Source organism: Oceanomicrobium pacificus, assembly GCF_009833495.1.
In the GTDB taxonomy this organism is placed as follows: domain Bacteria; phylum Pseudomonadota; class Alphaproteobacteria; order Rhodobacterales; family Rhodobacteraceae; genus Oceanomicrobium; species Oceanomicrobium pacificus.
This window is the reverse complement of sequence record NZ_WUWG01000001.1, coordinates 891970-915827: the sequence shown is the minus strand read 5'-3', so window position 1 is coordinate 915827 and position 23858 is coordinate 891970. Positions and strand designations below refer to the sequence as shown.

Here is a 23858-nt window from a genome sequence, read left to right as displayed (position 1 = left end):
ATGGCCAGCAAGCAGAAATTCACCGCTGAAGAGGCGCTCGCCTATCACCGCAATCCCGCCCCCGGCAAGCTGGAGGTCAACGCCTCGACCGCCATGACCACCCAGCGCGACCTGTCGCTGGCCTATAGTCCGGGCGTGGCCGTGCCGGTGCTTGCCATCGCCGACGATCCGGGCACGGCCTATGACTACACGACCAAGGGGAACATGGTGGCCGTCGTCTCGAACGGGTCCGCGATCCTTGGGCTGGGCAATCTCGGCGCGCTCGCGTCCAAACCGGTGATGGAGGGCAAGGCCGTCCTCTTCAAGCGGTTTGCGGATGTGAACGCGGTCGATATCGAACTCGACACAGAGGACCCCGAAGCGATCATCGAGGCGGTGAAGCTGATGGGGCCGACCTTCGGCGGCATCAACCTCGAGGATATCAAGGCGCCGGAATGTTTCATCATCGAGCAGCGTCTCAAGGAAGAAATGGATATTCCGGTCTTCCATGATGACCAGCACGGCACGGCGGTAATCTGCGCGGCCGGCCTCATCAACGCGCTGAAACTGTCGGGCAAGAAGATCGAGGACTGCCGCATCGTCCTCAATGGTGCGGGTGCAGCCGGCATTGCCTGTATCGAGCTTCTGAAGGCGATGGGCGCGCGGCATGACAATTGCATTGTCTGCGACACGCGTGGGGTGATCTACCAGGGCCGCACGGACGGGATGAACCAGTGGAAATCGGCTCATGCCGCGCGAACGGAAGCGCGGTCGCTCGAAGAGGCGATGAAAGGCGCGGACGTGTTCCTCGGCGTGTCGGCCAAGGGTGCGGTGACGGCTGAAATGGTCGCCTCCATGGCGCCAGATCCGGTGATCTTCGCCATGGCCAATCCGGATCCGGAAATCACGCCGGAGGATGCGCATGCGGTGCGCGAGGATGCGATCGTGGCGACGGGCCGGTCGGATTATCCCAACCAGGTAAACAATGTGCTCGGCTTTCCCTACCTCTTCCGCGGGGCGCTCGACATCCATGCCCGCGCCATCAATGACGAGATGAAGATCGCCTGTGCACAGGCGCTGGCCGAACTGGCGCGGCTCGACGTGCCGGACGAGGTGGCAATTGCCTATGGCAAGAAACTGGCCTTCGGCCGCGACTATATCATCCCGACGCCGTTCGACCCGCGGCTCATCCATGTCGTGCCGCCCGCGGTGGCCCGCGCCGGGATGGATACTGGCGTGGCGCGGCGACCGATCGAGGATATGGACGCCTATGAACTGACGCTGAAGTCACGGCTCGACCCGACGGCGGCGATCCTGCAGGGCCTCTACACGCGGGCGCGGCGCGAACAGGCACGGATCGTCTTTGCCGAGGGCGATGACGAGCGCGTGGTGCGCGCCGCCGTGGCCTACCAGCGCGGCGGGCTGGGGCAGGCGGTCGTCGTGGGCCGCGAGGATGAGGTGGCGGGCTTTCTTTCCGCCGCCGGAATGCCCGAGGCCGTCAACGAGATCGAGATCGTCAACGCGGCCACCATTCCGAACCTCGACGATTATAAGGCGTATCTCTATGAGCGGTTGCAGCGCAAAGGCTATGACCAGCGCGACTGCCATAAGCTGGCCAGCCGTGACCGGCATGTCTTCTCGGCCCTGATGGTCGCCCATGGCGATGCCGATGGTGTGGTTACGGGCGCAACGCGCAAATCCGCTCATGTGCTGCGGCTCATCAACCATGTGTTCGACGCAACCGCCGGCGACGGCGCGGTCGGCGTCTCTGCCGTTCTGTTGCGCGGGCGGATGATCCTTATTGCCGACACGTTGGTGCATGAATGGCCCGATGCCGAGGATCTGGCCGATATTGCCGAGCGGGCGGTGGAAGTGGCGCGGAACCTCGGCCTCGACCCGCGCGTGGCCTTCGCGAGCTTCTCCAACTTCGGCTATCCGGTGTCGGAGCGGGCGGTGAAAATGGAACATGCGGCCCGTGTGCTCGACACGCGCGACGTGGATTTCGAATATGATGGCGAGATGACGGTGGACGTGGCGCTCAATCCGGACGTGATGGCGCAATATCCGTTCTGCCGCCTGTCGGGTCCGGCCAACATCCTCGTGGTGCCGGCCCGCCATTCGGCGTCGATTTCGGTCAAGCTGTTGCAGGAGATGGGTGGCGCGACCGTGATCGGTCCGATCCTGACCGGCATCCACAAGCCGGTGAAGCTCTGCTCCACCACATCGACCGTGAACGATATCCTCCAGATGGCGGTGCTGACGGCCTGCAAGGTCGGCTGACGGAACGCAAACGGCCGCACCCGTCGGGGCGCGGCCGTCCTGAATGTCAGTATCGCGTGGCGGTCAGGTTTTCATCCCGTCCCAGAACCCTTTCACGCGGGAAAAGAAGTCCTGGCTCTGCGGGCTGTTGTTGCCGCCAATCTCGTCGAACTTGCGCAGAAGCTCTTTCTGCTCCGCGCTGAGGTTGACCGGTGTTTCCACCGCCAACTCGATATAGAGGTCGCCCGTGCCTTGCCCGCGCAGGGCCGGCATACCCTTGCCGCGCAGGCGCAGCTGCTTGCCGGACTGGACGCCCGAAGGCACTTTCACCCGGCTGCGGCCGCCATCGAGTGTCGGGGCCTCGATCTCTCCGCCGAGCGCCGCCGTTGTGATCGCCACGGGGATCCGGCAATAGAGGTTCGGACCTTCGCGCTCGAAGATCTCGTGCGGCTGGACCTCGATGAAAATATAGAGGTCGCCCGACGGTCCGCCGCGCGCACCGGCCTCGCCTTCGCCGGCAAGCCGGATCCGGGTGCCGGTCTCCACCCCTTTGGGGATGTTGACGTTGAGCGTGCGGTCCTTCTGAACCCGTCCCGCGCCGGCACAGGCCGAACAGGGGTTCTTGATGATCTGGCCGCGGCCCGAACAGGTGGGGCAGGTGCGCTCCACCGTGAAGAAACCCTGCTGAGCGCGCACTTTGCCCATGCCCGAACAAGTCGGGCAGGTGCTCGGCTCCGCGCCGCCTTCGGCGCCGGTGCCATTGCACGTGTCGCAGGCGACGGAGCCGGGCACGGTGATCGTGGCCTGCTTGCCGTTATAGGCTTCCTCGAGCGTGATGCGCAGATTGTAGCGCAGGTCGGAGCCGCGCGTGGCCCGTTGGCCGCCGCCGCGACGCCCGCCGCCCATGAAATCGCCAAACAGGTCGTCAAACACATCCGAGAAGGCCGACGAGAAATCGCCCTGCTGGCCGTGGAAACCGCCACCCTGTCCCGCGCTCGCACCGGTGCCACCCTCGAAGGCGGCATGGCCGAACCGGTCATAGGCGGCCTTCTTCTCCGCGTCCTTGAGGATATCGTAGGCCTCGTTGACCTCCTTGAAATCCTCTTCGGCGGTGGGATTGTCGGAATTGCGGTCCGGGTGCAGGGCTTTCGCCTTGGCCCGATAGGCTTTCTTCAGCTCGTCCGCCGAAGCGCCCTTGGACACGCCCAGTACATCGTAATAATCGCGTTTTGCCATGCATCCGTCTCCTGGAAACGGCAGGCCGGTCCGCCGGAAAATGGCGGACCGGCCCGGTTACCTGTCCGGATCAGGACTTCTTGTCGTCGGACCCGAGATCTTCGAAATCGGCGTCGACAACATTGTCGTCACCATCTTCCGAAGCGCTCTCGCCCTCGGCCGCTTCAGCCGCCTGGGCTTCCTCGGCCTGGGCCTTGTAGATGGCCTCGCCGAGTTTCATCGCGGCTTCGGTCACATCCTGAGCGCGTGCCTTGATCTTCTCGGCATCGTCGCTCTCCATGGCCTCTTTCAGCACCTTGATCGACAGTTCGATCGCCTCGATCGTGGTCGGATCAACCTTGTCGCCATGCTCCTCCATCGATTTCTCGGTGGTGTGGATCAGGCTCTCGGCATGGTTCTTCGCCTCGACCAGCGCCTTGCGCTCGCGGTCGGCCTCGGCATTGTCCTCGGCTTCCTTGATCATCGACTGGATGTCGTCATCCGACAGACCGCCGGAGGCCTGGATGGTGATCTTCTGCTCCTTGCCGGTGCCCTTGTCCTTGGCGGACACGGACACGATGCCGTTGGCGTCGATGTCGAACGTGACCTCGATCTGCGGCAGGCCGCGCGGCGCGGGCGGAATATCTTCCAGATTGAACTGGCCGAGCATCTTGTTGTCGGCCGCCATTTCACGCTCGCCCTGGAAGACCCGGATCGTCACCGCGTTCTGATTGTCTTCGGCGGTGGAGAAGACCTGGCTCTTCTTCGTCGGGATCGTCGTGTTGCGGTCGATCAGGCGGGTGAAGACGCCACCGAGCGTCTCGATGCCGAGCGACAGCGGGGTCACGTCGAGCAGGACCACGTCCTTCACGTCGCCCTGCAGAACACCGGCCTGAATGGCGGCGCCCATGGCGACAACCTCGTCGGGGTTCACACCCTTGTGCGGCTCCTTGCCGAAGAATTTGGTGACTTCTTCCATCACCTTCGGCATGCGGGTCATCCCGCCAACGAGCACAACCTCGTCAATGTCGCCCTTGGACAGACCGGCATCCTTCAGCGCGGCCTGGCAGGGTTTCAGCGACTTGGCGATCAGGTCCGATACCAGCGATTCCAGTTTCGCGCGGGTCAGTTTCATGACCATGTGCAGCGGCTGGCTGGTTTTCGGGTCCATCGAGATGAACGGCTGGTTGATCTCGGTCTGGGTCGAGGAGGACAGCTCGATCTTCGCCTTCTCGGCGGCTTCCTTCAGACGCTGGAGCGCCATCTTGTCCTGCCGCAGGTCGACGCCGTTCTCTTTCTTGAACTCGTCCGCGAGATATTCGACGATCCGCATGTCGAAGTCTTCACCGCCGAGGAACGTGTCGCCGTTGGTGGATTTCACTTCGAACAGGCCGTCGTCGATTTCCAGGATCGACACGTCGAACGTGCCGCCGCCAAGGTCATAGACGGCGATGGTCTTGCCACCTTCCTTGTCGAGGCCATAGGCCAGCGCGGCCGCGGTCGGCTCGTTGATGATGCGCAGCACTTCCAGACCGGCGATCTTGCCGGCATCCTTGGTGGCCTGACGCTGGGCGTCGTTGAAATAGGCGGGCACGGTGATGACGGCCTTGTCGACCTTTTCACCGAGGTAGCTCTCGGCGGTTTCCTTCATCTTCTGCAGGATGAAAGCAGACACCTGGCTGGGGGAGAATTTCTCGCCGCGTGCTTCGACCCAGGCGTCGCCATTGCCGCCGTCTACGATCTTGTAGGGCACGAGGTCCTTGTCCTTCTCGACCATCGGGTCGTCGAGCCGGCGGCCGACGAGGCGCTTGATCGCGAAGAGGGTATTTTCGGGGTTGGTCACGGCCTGGCGTTTCGCGGCCTGGCCGACAAGGCGCTCGTCATCGGTGAAACCGACGATGGACGGGGTGGTGCGGGCGCCTTCGGAGTTTTCAACAACCTTGGCCTGGGTGCCGTCCATGATGGCGACGCAGGAGTTGGTGGTGCCGAGGTCGATACCAATAACTTTCGACATGTGTCTTCCTTTCTTGCGGCGATGTGAGGTGCCGGGTCCGGGTTCGGCCCCCGGCCTCCATCCCAAGGGTGGGCTGCGCTCTCGCGCAATTGTGAAGTTTGGACGGTATATAGGTGTCACAATTGAACGCTGCAACCGTGCGGACGCCGCGTCTGCCCGGGTTTTTTTGCTCATTTCGCTGCGCCGTCAGCATCTGTCGTGGCACGCGTGGCTTTCGACAGATTCAATGCGTGCCCGGGCAGCCGGGCGCAAGAAATCGGACCGGAAGGAGGTGCCCTTGTCTGACGCGATCGACCTCAATGGCGTGACGGTGCTGAAAGGCCGCCTCGATCGCGCGGCGCAGGCGTCCCTTGTCGAGGAGGTGCGCACTATAGCCCGCGCCGCACCGCTCACGGCCTACGAGACGCCCGGCGGGCGGCGCATGTCCGTCCGGATGACGGCGGCGGGTCGCGTCGGCTGGGTGTCGGACCGGAGCGGCTACCGCTATGCGCCAACCCATCCGTCCGGCATACCCTGGCCGCCGATCCCGGCATCCATCCTGTCGATCTGGCGGGCGGAAACCGGCGTGGATCGCGATCCGGATTGCTGCCTCGTCAACTATTATGCCGAGGGTGCGAAGATGGGCATGCATCAGGACCGGGACGAGGGCGACCTCTCATGGCCGGTCCTGTCGATCTCCTTGGGCGATACGGCCCGGTTCCGTGTTGGTGGCACGACGCGCGGCGGGCCGACGCAATCGCTACTGCTGGAAAGCGGTGATGTGGCGCTTCTGTCGGGCGCCGGGCGGCTCGCCTATCACGGGATCGACCGGGTGCTCGACGGGTCGAGCCGATTGTTGCCGAACGGCGGCCGGATCAACCTGACGCTCAGGGTCGTGGCCTGACCGCTCCGGTCAGGGCAGCGGGCGTTTCGCGCCGTTCTCGTCCACCGCGACGAAGACGAACCGCGCTTCGGTCACCTTCACTTCCCGTTGCGAGGGCTGGCGCGTGACCCAGACCTCGACCCCGATCTGCATCGAAGTCGTACCTTCGCCCAGAAGCCGCGCATAGATCGACACGACATCCCCGACATGGACGGGCTTGTGGAAGGTCATCGCCTCCACCGCGACGGTGGCCACACGCCCGCGCGCCCTTGCCCGCGCCTTGACCGAGGAGCCCAGATCCATCTGCGCCATCAGCCAGCCGCCGAAAATGTCCCCGTTGGCGTTGGTGTCGGCCGGCATGGCAAGGGTCTGGAGCGTCAATTCTCCGATCGGCGTGTCGGCGGTCATGTTCGGTCCTTCTGCTCTGGTCGGGCGCATGTCCCGCCACCCCGACGTTGCCACCGGACCCGCAGCCGATCAAGGGCGCGGGCTTGACCGCAGGAGGGGCGATTCCTAGACTCGCGCCCATGACCCGCTGCGTGCTACATTCCCCGTCAGACACGGCCCGTCCGCGCTTCGTTTCGGTGGAGATCATGCCGAACCTGTTCGGCGAATATTCGGTGGTGCGCGAAAGCGGGATCGTGGGCTGCATGGGCCAGCAGACAGCCGCCCTGTGCGAGGACTTGCTGACTGCATCCCGCCGTGCCGATCAGGTGCGCGAACGCTGCCTGAAACGCGGCTATGTCCGGCTGAACTGACAGCGCCAGTGCCGGTCAGATCGACCGCGCCCCCCAGCTCGCCGACACGTTCCGCCGCAACCAGAAATCCCCCAGCAGACCCAGCACCACTACCGTTGCGGTGAAGACCGCCGGATAGGTCAGGTTCGAATAGTGCGGGAAATAGTTCACGAAAGCCGCGCCGCGTGCCTGATCGATCGTGTGGAAAAGCGGGTTCCAGTCGAACCAGGCGACCATTTTCGCGCCCATCAGGTTCGCGGGCACCAGCTTGCCCGAGGTGATCATGTTGGCGCGGCGGTAGATCATGGAGATCATCGACACGGCGCGGGGGGCCAGCGGTTTGAAGGCGCGGAAGATCATTCCGATGGCGCAGCCGCTCGACCAGCTGAGCAGATAGGGCAGGATCAGACCGCGCGCGTCGTGAATTTCCAGCCCGCCGCGCAGCACATAGACCATCAGCACAAGCACGAGGAGCGCAATGGTCTGCTGATAGAGCACGCCGAGCGCGGCCGAGATCATCGAGATCAGGGTTGTCATCGGCGCGTGGAGCATCATGACCGACGTGGCGGCATCGGCCCCCATCATCGCCTGGATCGATTTGTTGTGGGTGAGGAAGAGGAATATCCCCGTGAGCAGAAAGACCACGAAATCGCCGCGGATCATCATGCCGCGCAGGCCAAGGAACGAATACATCGCAAAGAAGATCGCGACCATCAGCAGGGTCTGGACGATCGGGATGATGATGCCGAGCGTGGCATTGCCGCTCGACTTGCGCACGTCGCGCACGACGGAATGGTAGACAAGCTCCACCAGCGACACGGCGCTGTCGATCAGGTTCCTGTTTCTCAGCTTGCCTTGCATGCGCTATACCCTGCGGAAACGGCGGGCCGTTCGGTCCGCGAGTGTAGCTGTGCGGGCGTTAAAGGACAATTGCGCCGCATCGGAACGGGGAATTGCGGATGGATTATGCGGAGCTGAGCCGCGTGCTGCGGCGTCTGGCGCTTGAGGCCGGCGACCTGATCATGGAGGTCTATGGACGGGACGATTTCGACGTGCGGGCCAAGTCGGATGACAGTCCGGTCACCGAAGCGGATGAAGCCGCAGACCGGCTGATCAGCGCGGGCCTGCGCGCGGCCTTCCCCGACATCGCTCTCGTGACGGAGGAACAGGCGGCGAGCCATTCTGTCACCGCGACCACTTTCCTGATCGTGGACCCGCTCGACGGCACCAAGGAATTCATCCACCGCCGTGGCGATTTCACCGTCAATATCGCGCTTGTCGAGGAGGGCCGCCCGACGCGCGGCGTGGTCTATGCCCCGGCAAAATCCCGCATGTTCTGGACCGATGCGGAGGGCCGGACGGTCGAGGAACTGGGTCCGTTCGACAAGGACCGCGTCGGGGAAACACGTCCCTTGTCGGTCACCACGCCCGACAACGGGGCGCTCACCGTGGTCGCATCGAAGTCGCACCGCGATCAGGCGACGGACGATTATATCGCCAAATATGCGGTTGCCGATTTCACCTCGGCCGGATCGTCGCTGAAATTCTGCCTTGTTGCAGCGGGAGAGGCGGATCTTTATCCGCGGCTCGGGCGCACCATGGAATGGGACACGGCCGCCGGACAGGCGGTTCTGGCAGGCGCCGGCGGACAGGTCGTCCGGTTCGACGATCACAGCCCGCTCGGCTACGCCAAGTCCGGGTTCGAGAACCCGTTCTTCATCGCCTATGCGCCGGGCGTCGAGCTGAAGGCAGCAGGCTGATGCCGGTCCTCCTTGTCATTCCCGCCCGCTATGCCTCGACCCGCTATCCGGGCAAACCGCTGGTCGAACTGACCGGCGCGACCGGAGAGGCCCGCTCGCTCATCCGCCGCAGCTGGGATGCGGGCATGAGCGTCAGCGGGATCGACCGCGTCGTGGTGGCGACCGACGATGACCGCATCCGCAGCGCCGCAGAGGCGTTCGGAGCAGAGGTCGTGATGACCTCGTCCGATTGCGTGAACGGCACCGAACGCTGCGCCGAGGTCGCCGCGAAGCTGGGTGACGCCTACGAGATTGTCGTCAATTTGCAGGGCGATGCACCGCTGACACCGGCATGGTTCGTCGAGGATCTGGTGGCAGGTCTGCGGGCGGACGGTGCGGCCGAGGTCGCCACACCGGTTCTGCGCTGCGACGCAGATGCGCTCAACGGGTTTCAGGAAGACCGGGAGAACGGCCGCGTCGGCGGCACGACCGCCACTTTCGACGTGAACGGCCGCGCGCTCTATTTCTCCAAGGAGGTCATCCCCTATACCGGTCGCCGGTTCGAGGAGGGCGAGCTCTGCCCCGTCTTCCACCATGTCGGCGTCTATGCCTATCGGCGCGACACGCTCCTGAAATATCCGGACTGGCCGATGCGGGATCTGGAACGGTGGGAAGGGCTGGAACAGCTTCGGTTCATGGAACATGGCCACGCGGTGAAATGTGTCGAGGTGGAAGGGCGCGGCCAGAAATTCTGGGAGCTGAACAATCCGGTCGACGTGGCGCGGCTGGAAGGCATCTTCAAGGCTCAGGGCATCGCGTGACGCCGCTGCCGCCGGTCTCTCTGGTGATTGTCAGCCGGGACCGGGCGGCGGAACTGGACCGGCTCCTGTCGGCGCTGCGGTTCCAGACCGTCGGCAATGTGGATCTGGTCCTCGTGACCAACGGGCCTGCGCCCGACGGTCCGGCACCGGCATTCCGCCACATCCGGTTTGACGCGGCGAATATCGCTGCGGCGCGCAATCGCGGCTGGCAGGCGGCGCGCGGGGACCTCGTTTTCTTCATCGACGATGACGCGATCCCCGAGCCGCGCTGGCTGGAGCGGATGATCTCCGGCTTTGCCGACCCGTCTGTCGGGCAGGTGGGGGGCCGGACACTGCGCCGCAACGGGGTCGACATACAGTTCGATGCCGCGCTTGTCGGCCCGGGCGGGGCCGACCACCCCGCGCCGCGCGGCCGCGGCAAGGTGCGGGTCCTGAACCCGGCCAACGGGCTCTTTCCACGCGTCATGGGCACCAATATGGGATTCCGGCGCGACACGCTGCTGATGCTCGGCGGTTTCGACGAGGGCTACCGTTTCTTCCTCGACGAAACGGACCTGTCGCTGCGCCTCGGACGCGCGCGCTGGGCCACGGCCTATGTGCCGTCGGCGCAGGTCCAGCATTTTTCCGCGTCGAGCAACCGTCGCTCGCCCGCCCGTGTGCCGCGTGACCTGACCGAGATCGGCGCGAGCATGGGGCTTTTCCTTGCCCGCCATGCCGGCGCGCATGTCGATGCGGCACGGGACCATTTCCTTGACCGGCAGGAGGTGCGTTTGCGGCGCTTCTTCGCGCTGGGCTACATGTCGCCTGCCGCGCTCGCCGCGCGGCGGCGCGAATTGCGCGATGGGTTGAAGGCGGGTGCAGACAGGGCCCGGACGCCGCCGCCGAGTGCGCTGGACCTGCCAGCACCGTCCGGCGCCCGCCCGGCCACGATCCGCAACGTCCGCGAGGTTGCGCTTGTTCCCGCGGGCCCGCGGTCCCGCCGGGCGGCACGGGCCGAAGCAGCACGGCTGGCGGCGGACGGCATCGCGGTGACCTGTCTCGATTTCCGCCCGTCTCCGCTCTTTTTGCAGGTTCGTTTCGATCCTGCCGGATTTTGGTCACATCGCGGCGGTATCTGGGGGCGTGGGAATCGTCGCGATCCCCTCATCGCTGTTGGCGGCCGGACCGGACGGGTCCAGCGGGAATTGGCCCGCCTTGCCGGACAGCGGAAATTTTCGGAAATCCTAACGGATTTCGGCAATTGATGTCATGAGTAGGGGCAGCCTGTCCCGGCAGGGGCGGACGCCGCCGCGCGTTATTGGGGTTTGATAGAATGAAAAAAGTCACCAAGGCCATTTTTCCGGTTGCCGGTATGGGCACGCGGTTTCTGCCCGCCACGAAAAGCATCCCGAAGGAAATCCTTTGCCTCGTCGACCGGCCGTTGATCCAATATGCGATCGATGAGGCCCGCGCCGCCGGGATCACCGAGTTCATCTTCGTCACCTCGCGCGGGAAATCCGCGCTGGAGGATTATTTCGACGGCTCGCCCTATCTGGAAAATATGCTGCGCGAGAAGGGCAAGACGGATCTTCTGACCGCTCTGCAGGAAACCGACATGGAAAGCGGCGCCATCGCCTATGTCCGCCAGCGGGAAGCATTGGGCCTTGGCCACGCTGTCTGGTGCGCGCGGCGGCTGCTCGGCGACGAGCCGTTTGCCGTGCTTTTGCCGGATGACGTGATCTGCGGCGCGACCCCCTGCCTACAACAAATGGTGGAGGCCCATGCAGAGGTGGGCGGCAATATGGTCGCCGTGATGGAAGTGCCCGAAGAGCGGACATCGGCCTATGGCGTGGTGGACGCGAACGGCCATGACGGGACGGTCGTGCCGGTGAAGGGGATGGTGGAAAAACCGGCGCCCGGCACGGCGCCGAGCAATCTCGCCGTGATCGGCCGCTATATCCTGACGCCGGCGGTCATGTCGGCGCTCGACGCCAAGCAGACCGGCGCTGGCGGGGAAATCCAGCTGACCGACGCGATCGCCAAACAGGTGGACACGGCGGACGGCGTGACCGGCTTCAAGTTCGAGGGCCAGCGGTTCGATTGCGGCTCGAAAGCGGGGTTCCTGCAAGCTACGGTCGCTTTCGGGTTGGAACGCGCCGATCTGCGCGACGAGTTTGGCGGGTTCCTGAAGGACCTCGCCACGCGGATCTGACCGCGCGGTCGGCGCAACGCGCGGGGGCGGAATGCAGGGCCGGTTGCTCGACATCACGCGCATGGCGAACCGCGCCGACCTGCGGCACGCCACCGGCATCGACCGGGTCGAACTGGCCTATGCCCGACATCTGAGCGACGGCGCGGCACCGGCCTGTTTCCTCTGGCGCGGCCCGCGGCGCTGGGCGCTTCTCGACGCAAGCGGACTGGCGGCCATGCTGGCCGTTCAGTCCGGCCACATGGATATGGCACCGGACCTGCTCGGGCGGATCGACCGGCGGCTCGGGCGGCGCACGGCGCTGCGTGCGGCCGCGGAAAGCGCGGTCCGCCGGCAAGCGCTTTCTCTCGGACCACCGGACCGTGTGGCGCGGCAGGCCGGTCGCAGGCTCGGGCAGGGGTTCGAGTTTCTCTCGGTCGGGCACGCGCCGATCACGGCAGTTGCATATGCGCGATTGCGGCGGGCCGGCGCGGGGCGGATCAGCACCATGGTCCATGACCTCATCCCGCTGACCCATCCCGAAGAGTGCCGCCCCGGCACAGCGGAGAGGTTCCTGCGCTTTCTCGACCCCGCGCTTGCCGCCTCGGACCGGATCATCTGCAATTCGTGCGCCACGCGGGACGCGTTGCAACGCATGCGCGGGGCGTCGGGATTGCCGGACCTGACCGTGGCCCATCTCGGCACCGATCTGCCGCCGCGCGCCGCCGCTCCTGATCCGGGGGACCGGCCCCTGTTTGTCATCCTGTCCACCATCGAGCCGCGCAAGAACCACGCGCTGCTCCTCGACATCTGGGAGCGGTTCGCGGCAACACTGCCGGCCGACGCCTTGCCCCATCTGCACATTGTCGGCCGGCGCGGTTGGCGGAACGAGGACCTGTTTGCACGGCTCGATGCCTCGCCGCTCGTCGGACAGTGCATTTTCGAGCATGGCGACCTCGGCGACGCGGCGCTGGCGCAACTGCTCGACCGGGCAACAGCACTATTGATGCCGAGCCGGGCGGAGGGGTTCGGCTTGCCGGTGGCAGAAGCCCGGATGCGCGGCCTGCCGGTGATCGCGTCCGATCTGCCGGCTTTGCGCGAGGTGGGCGGCGATGCGGCGCTTTACATCCCGCCGGCGGAGCGCGACACTTGGGCAGCCGCCATTCTGGAGGCCGCGACGGCAGATCGCGGACCGGACATGGCCGCAGGCGGGTCGGGGGACTTTACCTGGGCCGCGCATTTCGAGCAGGTGTTCGGACCGTGACGGCAGCAGCGCCAAACGGGCCGGCCGGGTGGATGTGACGATGCTGCAAGCCTATTCCCTGCGCATGGAGCGCCGCATGCGGCGGCTCCGCTCAGCCCGCAAGTCCCGCGAGCTTTCGCTTGTGGCCGACCGGCGGGCCACGGTCGCGCGGGGCGACATCCTGCTCTTCGCCACGCTCCGCGACGAGCGGATCAGACTGCCCTATTTCCTGCAATATTACCGCGATCTCGGGATCGACCATTTTTTCATGGTCGACAACGGTTCCTCGGACGGCAGCGACAGCTATCTTGCCGCGCAGGAGGATGTGACGCTCTGGCGGACCGAGGGCAGCTACAAGAAATCCCGGTTCGGGGTGGACTGGCTGAACTACCTGCGCAACCGCAATGCCAGCGGACACTGGGTGCTGACCGTCGATGTGGACGAGTTCCTCGTCTATGCGCATAGCGACACAAGGCCCCTGCGGGCGCTGACCGACTGGCTTGACACATGCCAGCTGCGCGCCTTTGGCACGTTGCTCCTCGACATGTATCCGCGCGGCCGCGTGTCGGAAACCGTCTATCGCGAGGGTGACAATCCGTTCGCGCAGCTGCGCTATTTCGACAGCGGTAACTATCTCTACCGGCGCAACCCGCGCTACCAGAACCTCTGGTGCCAGGGCGGGCCGCGCCAGCGCGCCTTCTTCGCCGACGCGCCCGAAATGGCGCCTGCGCTCAACAAGGTGCCTCTGGTGCGCTGGTCGCGCGGCATGACCTATGTGAGTTCCACCCATATGCTGCTGCCGCGCGGGCTGAACCGGGTTTATGACGAATGGGGCGGCGAAAAACCCACCGGATGCCTCCTTCACGCCAAATTTCTGAACATTTTGAACGATAAATCCGTGGAGGAACTGGAACGCAGGCAACATTATGCGGCGAGCCGGGAATATCGGGCCTATCTGCGGCAGGACGGGCTTGGGCGCAGCCTCTGGACAGAGGAGTCCAGCACCTACAAGGGCTGGCGCCAGTTGGAAGAGATGGGCCTGATGTCGGCAGGCGGGTGGGTGTGATGCAGATCGGGATCGTCATTCTGGCGCATGAACGGCTCGACCGGGCGGCCGATCTGGCGCGCGCTCTCGCAGCCCAGGGCGCGGCGGTTGCGCTTCATGTGGATGCGGCGACACCGTCCCGCGATTTCGCTGCCATGCAGGATCGCGTGGCCGGATCCAACACCGTGCATCTGGTGCCGCGCCGCCGCTGCGACTGGGGGCAGTTCTCCATCGTGCAGGCCACGCTCGACAGCGTGGCGCATCTCTTCGAGCGCGCACCCGACGTCACCCATGTCTGCCTGATCAGCGGCGCATGCCTGCCGCTCCGGCGCCTGTCCGCGCTGGAGGCGCATCTGGCCGCGCATCCCGATACGGATTTCATCGAAAGCTATGCTGCGCGGGACGGCAACTGGGTGCTCTCGGGCCTGGGCGAGGAACGGTTCACCCTGCGGTTCCCCTTCTCGTGGCGGCGGCAGCGCTGGCTCTTCGACCGCAGCGTGGATGTCCAGCGAAAGCTGGGAATAACACGCCGCGTTCCCGATGGGCTCGACCCGCATCTCGGGTCGCAATGGTGGTGTCTGACGCGCCCGACGCTCGATGCCATCCTGTCGGACCCGCAGAAGCCGCGGTTCGACCGGTTTTTCCGCCAGTGCTGGATCCCCGACGAGGGCTATTTCCAGACCCTTGCACGCCGCCATGCCCGCCGGATCGCGGGGCAGAACCTGACATTCTCCCGCTTCGATGCCGAAGGCCGGCCGCATGTTCTCTATGACGATCATGAAGAGGCGCTGGCGCGCAGCGGTGCCTTTTTTGCTCGCAAGGTCTGGCCCGATGCGACGCGGCTCTATGCGCGGTTCCTTGCACCGCCGGCGGCAAATGTCAGCGATCCGGAGCCGGACGCGGCCGTCCGGCACGCCTTTGTCTCGGCCCTGCAGGCCTCGGCGCGGCGCCGTTGCGAGGGGCGCGACGGGCTGGTGATGATGGGGCGCTGTCCGGCCGGCGCAAGCCCGCACAGCAAGCGTCTGGCCGGACCGGTCGCGGCCTTTCTTGGTCATGGCGTTCTGTTCGAGGGATTTGACGGCTGGCTGGAAGCGCATAGCGGCACAGAAGCCCATGGCCGGATTTTCCGCCCGCGCGATGTGGAACTGAGCCACGGACGGCCGCGTGATGCGGGCGTCCTGCGCGCCTCTGCAGCTCAGCGGGATATCGACCCGCAGGCCTATCTGCGCGCGCTCGTCTGGAACGGCCGCGATCGACACCAGAGCCTGCAACTGGCAGCAAGCGACCTGACCGAAGGGCGGCTTTTTCTGGCGTATCTGCCTGATCTCGATCTGCATGCGTTGCACGGCGCGTGGCTTCTCGACATGCTGCAATTGCCGCGTTTGCCCGACGATGTGCTGGCCAGCCAGGCGCGCACCGCCCAGCGGCGAGAGAAACGGTTCCTAAGCCTTTGCGCCGACCTCACGCAGCAGCGGCAGCGCCGTCCGCGCATCCAGCCGCTCGCAGATGCGATCGCTGCACCCTATGACTGCCTGGCACCGCTGCCGGCCGCGATCCAGCGGAGTGGAGCCTTCCAGCCGATCCTGATGCCGGAATTGGCCGACATGTCAGGTCTGCCAGATCTGCTCGACCGCCTTCACCGGCTCGGGATCGACACGCGCGATGCGGGCGATTGCCGGGCTGCGGTCGCGTTGCGCCAGCGGACGCCGCAACCGGCGGCGCGCTGGCTCGCGGTGGCCGGCGGCTGATCAGGCCACATCAGCAGACACGAAAAAACCGGCCCGAATGGGGCCGGTTCTCCATGTTCTCGGCGGTTCGAACGGTGTCAGGCGGCCTGCGAAGCCTGCGGCTCGGTCAGGATCGCGAAGAGCGCACCCGCATCGTCGGTGGAGCGCAGCTTGATGCGGATATCGGCATCGCGCAGCGTCCGCGATACACGGGCCAGCGCTTTCAGATGGTCCGCGCCCGCATGCTGGGGGGCAAAGAGCGCGAAGACCAGATCGACCGGCTGGCGGTCGACACTGTCGAAATCCACCGGCTTGTCGAGCCGTGCGAAGACGCCGACGACACGGTCGAGATCGGGGATGCGCGCATGCGGGATGGCCACGCCATGACCCATGCCGGTCGGGCCAAGCGTTTCACGCTCCATCAGGGCGGCGCAGACGGTCTTCTCGCACAGTCCGTAGCGTTCGGACGCGATCTCCGCCAGCTCCTGCAGGAGGCGCTTCTTGCTGGTGGCCTTCAGATGCGGATGAATCGCATCCGGCGACACAATTGTCGTAAGCTCCATCGCTCGATGATCCTCGTCACACCCGTCTCGCGGGGTGCTTAGCTATTGTTGGGGTCGATCCAACCGATGTTTCCATCGTCTCTCTGGTATACCACATTCACGTTGCCAGAGGACTCGTTTCGAAACACCAGCATCGGGGCGCCGGCCAGTTCCATTTGCATGACGGCCTCGCCAACCGAGAGGGATTGGACCTGGGTTTTGGTTTCCGCGATGATGATCGGCTGGAGGCTTTCAGGCTCCTGGCTCTCTTCCTCGTGGCTGGTGCCGGCAAGGACATAGGCCGCCGCGTTCATCGCTTCGATCGGGTCGGGGCGCGACCGGTGATGGTCCTTCAGCCGGCGCTTGTAGCGGCGCAGCTGTTTCTCCATGCGGTCCAGCGCGCCTTCGAAACTGTCATAGACTTCGTTGGCGGCGGATTTCGCTTGGGCGGACATGCCGGTCGACAGGTGGACGGAGGCATCACAGATGAATTCGTGGCGGTCCTTGGAAAAGGTCACGACAGCTTCCACCGGGCGCTCGGCATATTTGCCGACCACTTCAGTAAGCCTGTCTTCCACATGGGTCCGCAACGCATCACCCACGTCGATCTGTTTTCCGTTAACCTGAATTCTCATGATCTCTCCCCGCGATGGTCCGAACGAATGCCCGGTTGGGTTTCTGGGATCGGTCCCGCGGCGCGGCGGAACCTATGAGCAGACCTTCCAACTGTCAACCGCGGGTGGATTTCGATCACGATCCAAGCCGCGGTGCCCGGAATTCCGGGTCCGTCAGTGTTTTGCCCGTCGGACAATCAGACTCAGTTTGCGCATAAGATGAAGGTAGTCACACCACCCCCGGAGCGCAATATCCCGCAGACCGCCGGCTGCACCGCGCCAGTTTGCTGCGCCTGCGCAGGCCGACGCGCAGGATTGTAACCCGCGCCCTGAAAACAAGTGCTCCAGACCTGATGCAGGTGCGAGCGCGACACCCCGGAAGGCCAGCGCGGGCCGTGCATAAATTTCGACTGAAACAGTCTTTCACCTGCCGGCACGGCCGCGTGTGCAACCGCTGCGCGAATGCGGACCGATGATTCGATCTCAGATGCGGAAACTGTCGCCCAGATAGACGCGGCGGACATTGGCATCCTCGACCACATCCTCGGGCGTGCCGCTCATCAGGACACAGCCGTCATGCAGGATATAGGCGCGATCCACGATCTCCAGCGTCTCCCGGACATTGTGATCGGTGATGAGCACCCCGATGCCGCGGTCCTTCAGGTGCGACACCAGCCCGCGGATCTCGCCCACAGCAATCGGATCGACCCCGGCGAAAGGTTCATCAAGCAGCACATAGCTCGGCTGGCCGGCCAAGCAACGGGCGATCTCCACCCGGCGCCGTTCGCCGCCCGAGAGCGACAGGGCCGAGGCGCGCCGAAGGTGGGTGATGGAAAACTCCGCCAGCAATTCGTCGAGCATCTCTTCCTGCCGGCTCTTGTCGGATTCCGACAGCTGCAGGATGGCGCGGATATTGTCTTCCACCGAGAGGCCGCGAAACACGGAAGCCTCCTGCGGCAGGTAGCCGATGCCGAGTTTCGCGCGGCGGTACATGGGCAGGAGCGTCACGTCGCGCCCGTCGATCGTCACCGTGCCCTTGTCGGGCGGCACCAGTCCGGCCACGGCATAGAAACAGGTGGTCTTGCCCGCGCCGTTCGGGCCCAGAAGCGCCACCACCTCGCCGCGGTTCAGGTCCATGCTCACATCGCGCAGAACGGGGCGCTTCTTGTAGCTCTTGCCAAGGTTGCGCACATGCAACCCGCCTTCACCGTCGGCGGCGACAAGCTGCGGGCGGCTCACTGGCTGTCCTCGTCCGATTGCGGCTGGAACACGGTGCGCACGCGGCCTTCCATCCGCGCGGTGCCGCTGTCGAGCTGGATCGTCAGCGCCTCGCCCGAGATCACGTTGGGGCCTTGGGTCAGGATCACCGCGCCTTCCATTGTCACCGTGCCCGCCGACACGTCATAGGTGGCGCGTTCCGCTTCGGCGGCTTCCGCACCATTGGTCAGTGTAACCGCACCGCTCGCCACCAGATGGGAAATGCCGCCCGCGCCTTCGGCCTCGGCCTCGTCGTCAGACAGGTAGAACACGTCGACCCGCGCGGCGCTCAGGACCATGTCAGCCTGCTGCGCGAGCACATTGCCGGTAAAGACAGCGGCACCGGTGGCTTCGTCCACCTCCAGCAGGTCGGCGGTCACCTCGACCGGCGCGGAAGCGTCATGGTCCTCCCCCCCAAAGCCGAGCTGGATGCCCTGCGCCCATACAGGTGCTGACGCGAAGAGCGCCGCGACGAGACCAATCAACTGCATCAGCCGCATCACGGGCTGTCCTCCGGAGCAAAACATCATCGGGACCGGTTCGGTGTGAAGACGAGCTTTACGTTGTTTTCGAAGCGAATCACATTTTTTTCTGCTTCGAAATCCGCCCCTTCGCCGGACCGGATGGAGAAGGCATCGGACGAGATCCTGCCCATCGGGGCCACGGCCGTGACCGGGTCCGGACCCGTGATGACCCCGGCCTCCAGATCCGCGTCAATGCGGTCTGTCGCCAGATCATAGCCCTCGTCCGTTGTCAGACGGACCGCGCCCTCAAACTGCGCCTTCTGGGTGCCGAGGTCGAGTTCGGCACTGTCGGTCCGCAGATCGAGCCCCTGACCGTTGGCGAAATCGATCCGGCCGCGCAGGTTGCTGGCCACAGCCCGCTGGACCATCAGACTGTCCGGCACCACCGTGTCCGCGGTGAAACGGAACAGATCGCCGCGCGCATTCTGTCCGGTCAGCACCGGTGAGGTGACGCTCAGGCCCTGCTGCATGGCTTCGAGGTCGGCTTCGGTGAAACTCAGCCCGATCCCGTCGAAATCGTCGCGGGTGGAGACAAGGAACAGGGTCGAGAGGATCAGGATCGCCAGTAGCGGCAGGCCGATCTTCGTCGCGCGGACGAAGCGGGAGTAGGCGCCGGGGCTTTGTCGCATGGCCGCGCCGCCGGCTCAGACGAGCCCGGCGCGCAGGCAGTCATGCACATGCAGGATGCCGGAGGCGTAGCCGGGCCGGTCCGGGTCCTCGGCAAAAAGCGAGGTGATCTTCTTCTCGTTCATGATGCCGAGTGCCTCGCTCGCCAGTGCGGTCGTGGCGACGGTGCGCGGGCCACGGGTCATGACATCGCCGGCCTTGCGATCGAGAAGCCCCTCCATGCTGCGCCGAAGGTCGCCGTCGGTGATGATGCCCGCCAGTTTTCCGTCCGCCGAAGTGACACCGGCCACGCCGAATCCCTTCTGGCTGATGGCGATCAGCACTTCGGGCATCGGCATGGTTTCGGGGACGAGCGGCAGCGCCTCTCCGCCATGCATCAGGTTCGCGACCGTGGCGAGCCGCGCGCCGAGCTGCCCGCCGGGATGGAAGGAGCGGAAATCGTCGGGTGTGAAATGCCGGTGGTCCATCAGCGCGACGGCCAGCGCGTCGCCGAGCGCCAGCGTCAGGGTGGTGGAGGTTGTCGGCGCCAGCCCGTTCGGGCAGGCCTCGGGCGCCTGCGGCAGCACGATGGCAATGTCGCTTTGTTGCAGAAGCGTGCTGTCGGCACGGCTTGCCACACCGATCATCGGGATGTCGAAACGGCGGGTGTGTGCAATGATGTCGGCCAGTTCCGGTGTTTCTCCGGAATTGCTCAGCACCATCACCACGTCGGCGCGCGTGACCATGCCAAGGTCGCCATGGCTGGCTTCGGCCGGGTGCACGAATTGTGCAGGGGTGCCGGTCGAGGCCAGTGTCGCGGCGATCTTGCAGCCCACATGACCCGACTTGCCCATGCCCGACACGATCACCCGTCCCTTGCAGTCGAGGATACATTCCACGGCCTGCACGAAACTGTCGCCCAATGCATCGGCAAAGGCGGACACGGCCGCGCCTTCGGTGGCGAGCACCCGGCGGCCGGATTCGATCAGGGTGGCGCTGTCGACCTCGGTCATCGGAAGCTCCTGCGGCTGGCGCGTCTGTTCAGTGGGAAAATATGTCCTCTTCCGGCCAGCCTTCAAGGTCAAGCCGGGCCCGGTGCGGCAGGAAGCGGAAACAGGCCGCTGCCAGTTCCGTGCGGCCCTCGCGTTCCAGACGGATGTCGAGCGCCTCGCGCAGCCGGTGCAGATAGAGCACATCGGACGCCGCATAGGCGACTTGCGCATCGGTCAGTTTTGCTGCGCCCCAGTCGGAGCTTTGCTGCTGTTTGGAAATGTCGATATCGAGCAATTCCTGCAGCAGGTTCTTCAGCCCGTGACGGTCCGTATAGGTCCGCACGAGTTTCGAGGCGATCTTGGTGCAATAAACCGGCGCCGCCAGCACACCGAACCGGTGCTGCATCACGGCAATATCGAAGCGGCCGAAATGGAAAAGCTTCAAGACGTTCTCGTCACCGAGCAGGCGGGCGAGATTCGGAGCTTCGGTCTGGCCCTGATGGATCTGCACCAGATGCGCGTCCCCGTCGCCGGCCGACAATTGCACGACGCAGAGCCGGTCGCGATGCGGGTTCAGCCCCATCGTCTCGCAGTCGATGGCGACCACGTTGCCGAGGTCGAGATCGTCCGGAAGGTCTTTCTGATGTACGAAATTTGCCATTGCACTTGGTCCTGCTGACGTTCCCTGATCGGAACCGCCTGTGCCAGTACTCGACCCTGAGGGAGGGTGGTGCCCAGGAGAAGACTCGAACTTCCACGTCCATACGGACACTAGCACCTGAAGCTAGCGCGTCTACCAATTCCGCCACCTGGGCAGGTGCCGTTTCGTAGCGGCGGATATATGCGGGGCGAAAACCGGTGTCAACGACCGAATTGGGCGGTTTGCGGCTTTTCCGGTCACGGGCCGTCCGGACCGGCGCGGAGCGCCTGCCGCCCCTTGCGGCCAAGATGGGCCGACAGGCCGGCAATGGCCAGAAGGGCCGCAAGGACGCCCGCCCATTTGGCGACGGTGAAGAGCGATGTCACGCCAAGGGGCACCATCGGCGCGTCCGGATAGGAGATGAGCAGCGCCGCGATCTGGGCATTTTCGGCAAGATCGAGCAGGAGCGGCACGAGCATCAACAGCTGACCCGCGTGGCGAACGCGGGCGCTGATCCCTGCGCGGCGCGCGAACCATGTCCAGACCGACCAGAGGGCGGCTGTGTAGATGAGCGGGAACGGAAGGTCATAGGCAAGGAACCGGCGCAGATAGATTTCGCGCCCCGTCTCGCCCAGACCGGAGAGGAGCGCCTGCACCTCGCGCGGGCTGTAGCCGGTCACCCGCTCGTCGAGAAGCGGCAAGCCGGCGATCCGGTGCAGCTCCGCCACGGGTCCGGTCAGCATCAGAACGGCCCAGATCGCGGTTATCCCGACGGAGGCCAGTGCGATTCGTCCCAGACGGCGCGTGGCGGGGGCTTCGGGTCGGGTCTGCGGCATCTCATGCTCCACTGCGGCAACAATCGCCGGGGCGCGGCGGAAAAGCGCCTTGTTCGCTTGGCCGGTCGGCTGTATCTGGAGGGCATCAAATGTTGCGGAGGCCCCAATGTCCAGTGCTGCCCCTCTCGTCACGATTTTCGGCGGGTCCGGTTTCGTCGGGCGCTATATCACCCAGCGGATGGCTCGTGCCGGCTGGCGCGTGCGCGTCGCCGTGCGCCGCCCCGAGGAAGCCGGCTTTGTCCGCCCCTATGGCAGCGTCGGTCAGGTGGAGCCCGTTCAGGCCAATATCCGCGACGAGGCATCGACCCGCGCGGCCATTGCCGGCGCGCAAGCGGTGATCAACTGCGTCGGCATTCTGGCCGAGGACAAATGGCAGAAATTCGAGACGGTGCAGGCCGAAGGCCCGGCCCGCGTGGCACGTCTGGCCGCTGAAGCCGGCGTTGAGCGGCTCGTGCAGATCTCCGCCATCGGCGCGGACGGGGACAGCGACAGCGCGTATGGCCGCTCCAAGGCCGAGGGCGAGGCTGCCGTGCTCGACGCATTCCCGGGCGCGGTCATCCTGCGCCCGTCCATCGTTTTCGGCACCGAAGACGGGTTCTTCAACAAATTCGCCGGCATGGCGCGCCTGTCGCCGGTCCTGCCGGTTGTCGGTGCGGACACGAAATTCCAGCCGGTCTTCGTCGATGATGTCGCCGCGGCCGCGGCTGCCGCCGCGCAAGGCACGGGCGCGGGCATTTACGAGCTTGGCGGCCCGGACGTGGAGACGTTCGATGAGCTGATGCAGCGGATGCTCAAGGTGGTCCAGCGCCGCCGCATCCGCCTGCATGTACCGTTTTTCGCGGCGCGGATCCTTGCCGGTCTGCTCGATTTTGCCCAGACGGTGACCTTCGGGCTTTTCAAGAACACGATGGTCACCCGCGATCAGGTCAAGCTTCTGAAGTCGGACAATGTGGCGTCGGGTGCGCATCCGGGACTGGAGGCGTTCGGTATCGAGCCGACGCCGATGGATGCGGTGCTCGACACCTATCTCTACAGCTACCGTCCCTACGGCCAGTATGCCGAGATCACCCGTTCGGCCAAGAACCTCAAGGCCTGACCGGCGCGCCGGTCAGCCGTAGGCGATCAGCAAGAGCACCGCGCCGAGCGCGAAACGGTAGATTACGTAAGGCGTGTAGCTGACGCTGCGCAAAAGCCGCATCATCAGGGACAGCGCGACGAGCGCCGCGCCGCAGGCCATGGCGGCGGCAATGGCCGCGTCGCGCCAGATCCCGGCATCGCCCTCTGCCGCCAGATCGGCGCCGAGCAACACGCCCGACGCAATGATCGTCGGGATCGACATGAGCATCGCGATCCGTGCCCCGTCCTCGCGCCGGTAGCCGAGCGCCCGTGACCCGGTGATCGCCGCGCCCGAGCGGGACGTGCCGGGAATGAGGGCCAGCGCCTGCCAGAGCCCCATGCGCCAGGCATCGCGCAGGCTCCAATCCTCCTGCCGTTTTTCCTGCGCGCCGCGCTGGTCCATCAGCCAGAGCAGCACGCCGAACAGGATCATCGCCCAGCCGATCACGGCAACGGAGCGCAGATGCAGGTAGAGGCCCGTCACCTTCAGGACCAGACCGCCGATCACCACGGGGATAGTGGCGATGACCAGCCCCAACGCCAGACGTGCGCCCGCCGTGCCGGTCCGGCCGCGCAAAAGATCAGCGGTGCCGCGCAGTGCCTGTGCCACCTCTGCGCGGAAGAACAGGATGACGGCGACGAGCGTGCCGACATGCACGGCCACGTCGAGCGCGAGACCCTGATCATCCGTGCCAAGCAGGCGCGGCAGCAGGATCAGATGGGCCGATGAGGACACGGGCAGGAACTCCGTCACGCCCTGCACCAGTGCGAGAATCAGCAGGTAGAGCAAGGACATCAGGGCGCGCTCCGGCGGTCGCGGAAAATTAGGTAAACTTTTATGACATAAAAAATTGGCAAATCTGCCATACTCTGCCCGATCCAGCCGGAATTATGATATATAGGTCAGTTTTGCTGACTTTTAT

Annotated in this window: 24 protein-coding genes and 1 tRNA gene; 11 read left to right on the top strand and 14 right to left on the bottom strand. The window is 65.1% G+C overall.

Translation table 11 applies throughout. The features are described from left to right. Complete coding sequence (locus GSH16_RS04525; protein WP_160852331.1) at window positions 1–2259, top strand: NADP-dependent malic enzyme; 2259 nt, start codon at window positions 1–3, stop codon at window positions 2257–2259. A 63-nt stretch (window positions 2260–2322) separates the two neighbouring features. On the opposite strand, the gene dnaJ is transcribed toward GSH16_RS04525, so the two are convergent. Both dnaJ and dnaK read right to left on the bottom strand, forming a co-directional pair. Further along, window positions 2323–3474, bottom strand: coding sequence for a molecular chaperone DnaJ (gene dnaJ / locus GSH16_RS04520; RefSeq protein WP_160852329.1), 1152 nt, complete (start codon window positions 3472–3474; stop codon window positions 2323–2325). Window positions 3475–3544: 70 nt separating this feature from the next. Beyond that, window positions 3545–5467, bottom strand: coding sequence for a molecular chaperone DnaK (gene dnaK / locus GSH16_RS04515; RefSeq protein WP_160852327.1), 1923 nt, complete (start codon window positions 5465–5467; stop codon window positions 3545–3547). A gap of 271 nt (window positions 5468–5738) precedes the next feature. On the opposite strand from dnaK, the gene GSH16_RS04510 reads away from it, so the two are divergent. Continuing rightward, the gene (locus GSH16_RS04510) at window positions 5739–6350 is read left to right on the top strand and encodes an alpha-ketoglutarate-dependent dioxygenase AlkB family protein (protein WP_328803189.1); all 612 of its coding nucleotides are present in this window, start codon (window positions 5739–5741) and stop codon (window positions 6348–6350) included. Between the two features lie 9 nt (window positions 6351–6359). Here the strand turns inward: GSH16_RS04510 and GSH16_RS04505 are convergent, their stop codons facing one another. Next, the gene (locus GSH16_RS04505; protein ID WP_160852323.1) at window positions 6360–6737 is read right to left on the bottom strand and encodes an acyl-CoA thioesterase; all 378 of its coding nucleotides are present in this window, start codon (window positions 6735–6737) and stop codon (window positions 6360–6362) included. 131 nt (window positions 6738–6868) lie between these two features. Here GSH16_RS04505 and GSH16_RS04500 point away from each other — a divergent pair, with 131 nt between their 5' ends. Beyond that, window positions 6869–7087: a WGR domain-containing protein gene (locus GSH16_RS04500; RefSeq protein WP_160852321.1), complete on the top strand. Its 219-nt coding sequence runs from the start codon at window positions 6869–6871 to the stop codon at window positions 7085–7087. A gap of 15 nt (window positions 7088–7102) precedes the next feature. Here GSH16_RS04500 and GSH16_RS04495 read toward each other — a convergent pair whose 3' ends face one another. Beyond that, window positions 7103–7927 carry an ABC transporter permease gene (locus GSH16_RS04495; protein ID WP_160852319.1) on the bottom strand — a complete coding sequence of 275 codons (825 nt, stop codon included), beginning with the start codon at window positions 7925–7927 and terminating at the stop codon, window positions 7103–7105. Between the two features lie 98 nt (window positions 7928–8025). On the opposite strand from GSH16_RS04495, the gene cysQ reads away from it, so the two are divergent. The 7 genes from cysQ to GSH16_RS04460 all read left to right on the top strand — a co-directional run bounded on the left by cysQ (window position 8026) and on the right by GSH16_RS04460 (window position 15829). Continuing rightward, window positions 8026–8826: a 3'(2'),5'-bisphosphate nucleotidase CysQ gene (gene cysQ, locus GSH16_RS04490; protein WP_160852317.1), complete on the top strand. Its 801-nt coding sequence runs from the start codon at window positions 8026–8028 to the stop codon at window positions 8824–8826. Then, the gene (locus tag GSH16_RS04485) at window positions 8826–9626 is read left to right on the top strand and encodes a 3-deoxy-manno-octulosonate cytidylyltransferase (RefSeq protein ID WP_160852315.1); all 801 of its coding nucleotides are present in this window, start codon (window positions 8826–8828) and stop codon (window positions 9624–9626) included. The genes cysQ and GSH16_RS04485 overlap by 1 nt, the downstream gene beginning before the upstream one ends. Next, on the top strand, window positions 9623–10870 hold the full coding sequence (locus GSH16_RS04480; protein ID WP_160852313.1) for a glycosyltransferase family 2 protein: 1248 nt from the start codon (window positions 9623–9625) through the stop codon (window positions 10868–10870). The genes GSH16_RS04485 and GSH16_RS04480 overlap by 4 nt, the downstream gene beginning before the upstream one ends. Window positions 10871–10938: 68 nt before the next feature. Further along, window positions 10939–11817 (top strand): UTP--glucose-1-phosphate uridylyltransferase GalU, encoded by an 879-nt coding sequence (galU, locus tag GSH16_RS04475; RefSeq protein WP_160852311.1) that lies wholly within the window; start codon window positions 10939–10941, stop codon window positions 11815–11817. Window positions 11818–11848: 31 nt separating this feature from the next. Continuing rightward, on the top strand, window positions 11849–13057 hold the full coding sequence (locus GSH16_RS04470; RefSeq protein ID WP_160852309.1) for a glycosyltransferase family 4 protein: 1209 nt from the start codon (window positions 11849–11851) through the stop codon (window positions 13055–13057). A gap of 34 nt (window positions 13058–13091) precedes the next feature. Beyond that, window positions 13092–14102, top strand: coding sequence for a glycosyltransferase family 2 protein (locus GSH16_RS04465; RefSeq protein WP_160853004.1), 1011 nt, complete (start codon window positions 13092–13094; stop codon window positions 14100–14102). Then, window positions 14102–15829, top strand: coding sequence for a DUF5927 domain-containing protein (locus GSH16_RS04460; RefSeq protein ID WP_160852307.1), 1728 nt, complete (start codon window positions 14102–14104; stop codon window positions 15827–15829). The genes GSH16_RS04465 and GSH16_RS04460 overlap by 1 nt, the downstream gene beginning before the upstream one ends. Before the next feature lie 77 nt (window positions 15830–15906). On the opposite strand, the gene ptsN is transcribed toward GSH16_RS04460, so the two are convergent. The 9 genes from ptsN to GSH16_RS04415 form a co-directional block, all read right to left on the bottom strand. After that, entirely contained in the window at window positions 15907–16371 is a 465-nt protein-coding gene (gene ptsN / locus GSH16_RS04455) for a PTS IIA-like nitrogen regulatory protein PtsN (protein ID WP_160852305.1), read from the bottom strand. 38 nt (window positions 16372–16409) lie between these two features. Further along, entirely contained in the window at window positions 16410–16985 is a 576-nt protein-coding gene (gene hpf / locus GSH16_RS04450; RefSeq protein WP_160852304.1) for a ribosome hibernation-promoting factor, HPF/YfiA family, read from the bottom strand. A 462-nt stretch (window positions 16986–17447) separates the two neighbouring features. Then, window positions 17448–18203, bottom strand: a complete 756-nt coding sequence (lptB, locus tag GSH16_RS04445) for an LPS export ABC transporter ATP-binding protein (protein ID WP_160852302.1) — start codon at window positions 18201–18203, stop codon at window positions 17448–17450. Next, window positions 18200–18712: an LptA/OstA family protein gene (locus GSH16_RS04440; protein ID WP_328803158.1), complete on the bottom strand. Its 513-nt coding sequence runs from the start codon at window positions 18710–18712 to the stop codon at window positions 18200–18202. The genes lptB and GSH16_RS04440 overlap by 4 nt, the downstream gene beginning before the upstream one ends. A gap of 35 nt (window positions 18713–18747) precedes the next feature. Further along, window positions 18748–19374, bottom strand: coding sequence for a hypothetical protein (locus GSH16_RS04435; protein WP_160852298.1), 627 nt, complete (start codon window positions 19372–19374; stop codon window positions 18748–18750). A 15-nt stretch (window positions 19375–19389) separates the two neighbouring features. Further along, complete coding sequence (locus GSH16_RS04430) at window positions 19390–20364, bottom strand: KpsF/GutQ family sugar-phosphate isomerase (protein WP_160852296.1); 975 nt, start codon at window positions 20362–20364, stop codon at window positions 19390–19392. A 28-nt stretch (window positions 20365–20392) separates the two neighbouring features. Further along, the gene (locus tag GSH16_RS04425) at window positions 20393–21004 is read right to left on the bottom strand and encodes a ribonuclease D (protein ID WP_160852295.1); all 612 of its coding nucleotides are present in this window, start codon (window positions 21002–21004) and stop codon (window positions 20393–20395) included. A gap of 67 nt (window positions 21005–21071) precedes the next feature. Then, window positions 21072–21158 (bottom strand) — tRNA-Leu (locus tag GSH16_RS04420). A gap of 82 nt (window positions 21159–21240) precedes the next feature. Then, window positions 21241–21819: a hypothetical protein gene (locus GSH16_RS04415; protein WP_160852293.1), complete on the bottom strand. Its 579-nt coding sequence runs from the start codon at window positions 21817–21819 to the stop codon at window positions 21241–21243. Between the two features lie 106 nt (window positions 21820–21925). On the opposite strand from GSH16_RS04415, the gene GSH16_RS04410 reads away from it, so the two are divergent. Further along, entirely contained in the window at window positions 21926–22915 is a 990-nt protein-coding gene (locus GSH16_RS04410; protein WP_160852291.1) for a complex I NDUFA9 subunit family protein, read from the top strand. Between the two features lie 12 nt (window positions 22916–22927). On the opposite strand, the gene GSH16_RS04405 is transcribed toward GSH16_RS04410, so the two are convergent. After that, window positions 22928–23731 carry an undecaprenyl-diphosphate phosphatase gene (locus tag GSH16_RS04405; protein WP_160852289.1) on the bottom strand — a complete coding sequence of 268 codons (804 nt, stop codon included), beginning with the start codon at window positions 23729–23731 and terminating at the stop codon, window positions 22928–22930. Between the last annotated feature and the right edge of the window lie 127 nt (window positions 23732–23858).

Coding starts and splice junctions, on each gene's coding strand:
- galU (WP_160852311.1), top strand. CDS start 10,939: ATGAAAAAAGTCACCAAGGCCATTTTTCCGGTTGCCGGTATGGGCACG.
- ptsN (WP_160852305.1), bottom strand. CDS start 16,371: ATGGAGCTTACGACAATTGTGTCGCCGGATGCGATTCATCCGCATCTG.
- GSH16_RS04525 (WP_160852331.1), top strand. CDS start 1: ATGGCCAGCAAGCAGAAATTCACCGCTGAAGAGGCGCTCGCCTATCAC.
- GSH16_RS04415 (WP_160852293.1), bottom strand. CDS start 21,819: ATGCCGCAGACCCGACCCGAAGCCCCCGCCACGCGCCGTCTGGGACGA.
- GSH16_RS04405 (WP_160852289.1), bottom strand. CDS start 23,731: ATGTCCTTGCTCTACCTGCTGATTCTCGCACTGGTGCAGGGCGTGACG.
- cysQ (WP_160852317.1), top strand. CDS start 8,026: ATGGATTATGCGGAGCTGAGCCGCGTGCTGCGGCGTCTGGCGCTTGAG.
- GSH16_RS04460 (WP_160852307.1), top strand. CDS start 14,102: ATGCAGATCGGGATCGTCATTCTGGCGCATGAACGGCTCGACCGGGCG.
- GSH16_RS04425 (WP_160852295.1), bottom strand. CDS start 21,004: ATGGCAAATTTCGTACATCAGAAAGACCTTCCGGACGATCTCGACCTC.
- dnaK (WP_160852327.1), bottom strand. CDS start 5,467: ATGTCGAAAGTTATTGGTATCGACCTCGGCACCACCAACTCCTGCGTC.
- GSH16_RS04435 (WP_160852298.1), bottom strand. CDS start 19,374: ATGCGACAAAGCCCCGGCGCCTACTCCCGCTTCGTCCGCGCGACGAAG.
- GSH16_RS04470 (WP_160852309.1), top strand. CDS start 11,849: ATGCAGGGCCGGTTGCTCGACATCACGCGCATGGCGAACCGCGCCGAC.
- GSH16_RS04485 (WP_160852315.1), top strand. CDS start 8,826: ATGCCGGTCCTCCTTGTCATTCCCGCCCGCTATGCCTCGACCCGCTAT.
- dnaJ (WP_160852329.1), bottom strand. CDS start 3,474: ATGGCAAAACGCGATTATTACGATGTACTGGGCGTGTCCAAGGGCGCT.
- GSH16_RS04505 (WP_160852323.1), bottom strand. CDS start 6,737: ATGACCGCCGACACGCCGATCGGAGAATTGACGCTCCAGACCCTTGCC.
- GSH16_RS04410 (WP_160852291.1), top strand. CDS start 21,926: ATGTCCAGTGCTGCCCCTCTCGTCACGATTTTCGGCGGGTCCGGTTTC.
- GSH16_RS04495 (WP_160852319.1), bottom strand. CDS start 7,927: ATGCAAGGCAAGCTGAGAAACAGGAACCTGATCGACAGCGCCGTGTCG.
- GSH16_RS04430 (WP_160852296.1), bottom strand. CDS start 20,364: ATGACCGAGGTCGACAGCGCCACCCTGATCGAATCCGGCCGCCGGGTG.
- hpf (WP_160852304.1), bottom strand. CDS start 16,985: ATGAGAATTCAGGTTAACGGAAAACAGATCGACGTGGGTGATGCGTTG.
- GSH16_RS04440 (WP_328803158.1), bottom strand. CDS start 18,712: ATGCAGTTGATTGGTCTCGTCGCGGCGCTCTTCGCGTCAGCACCTGTA.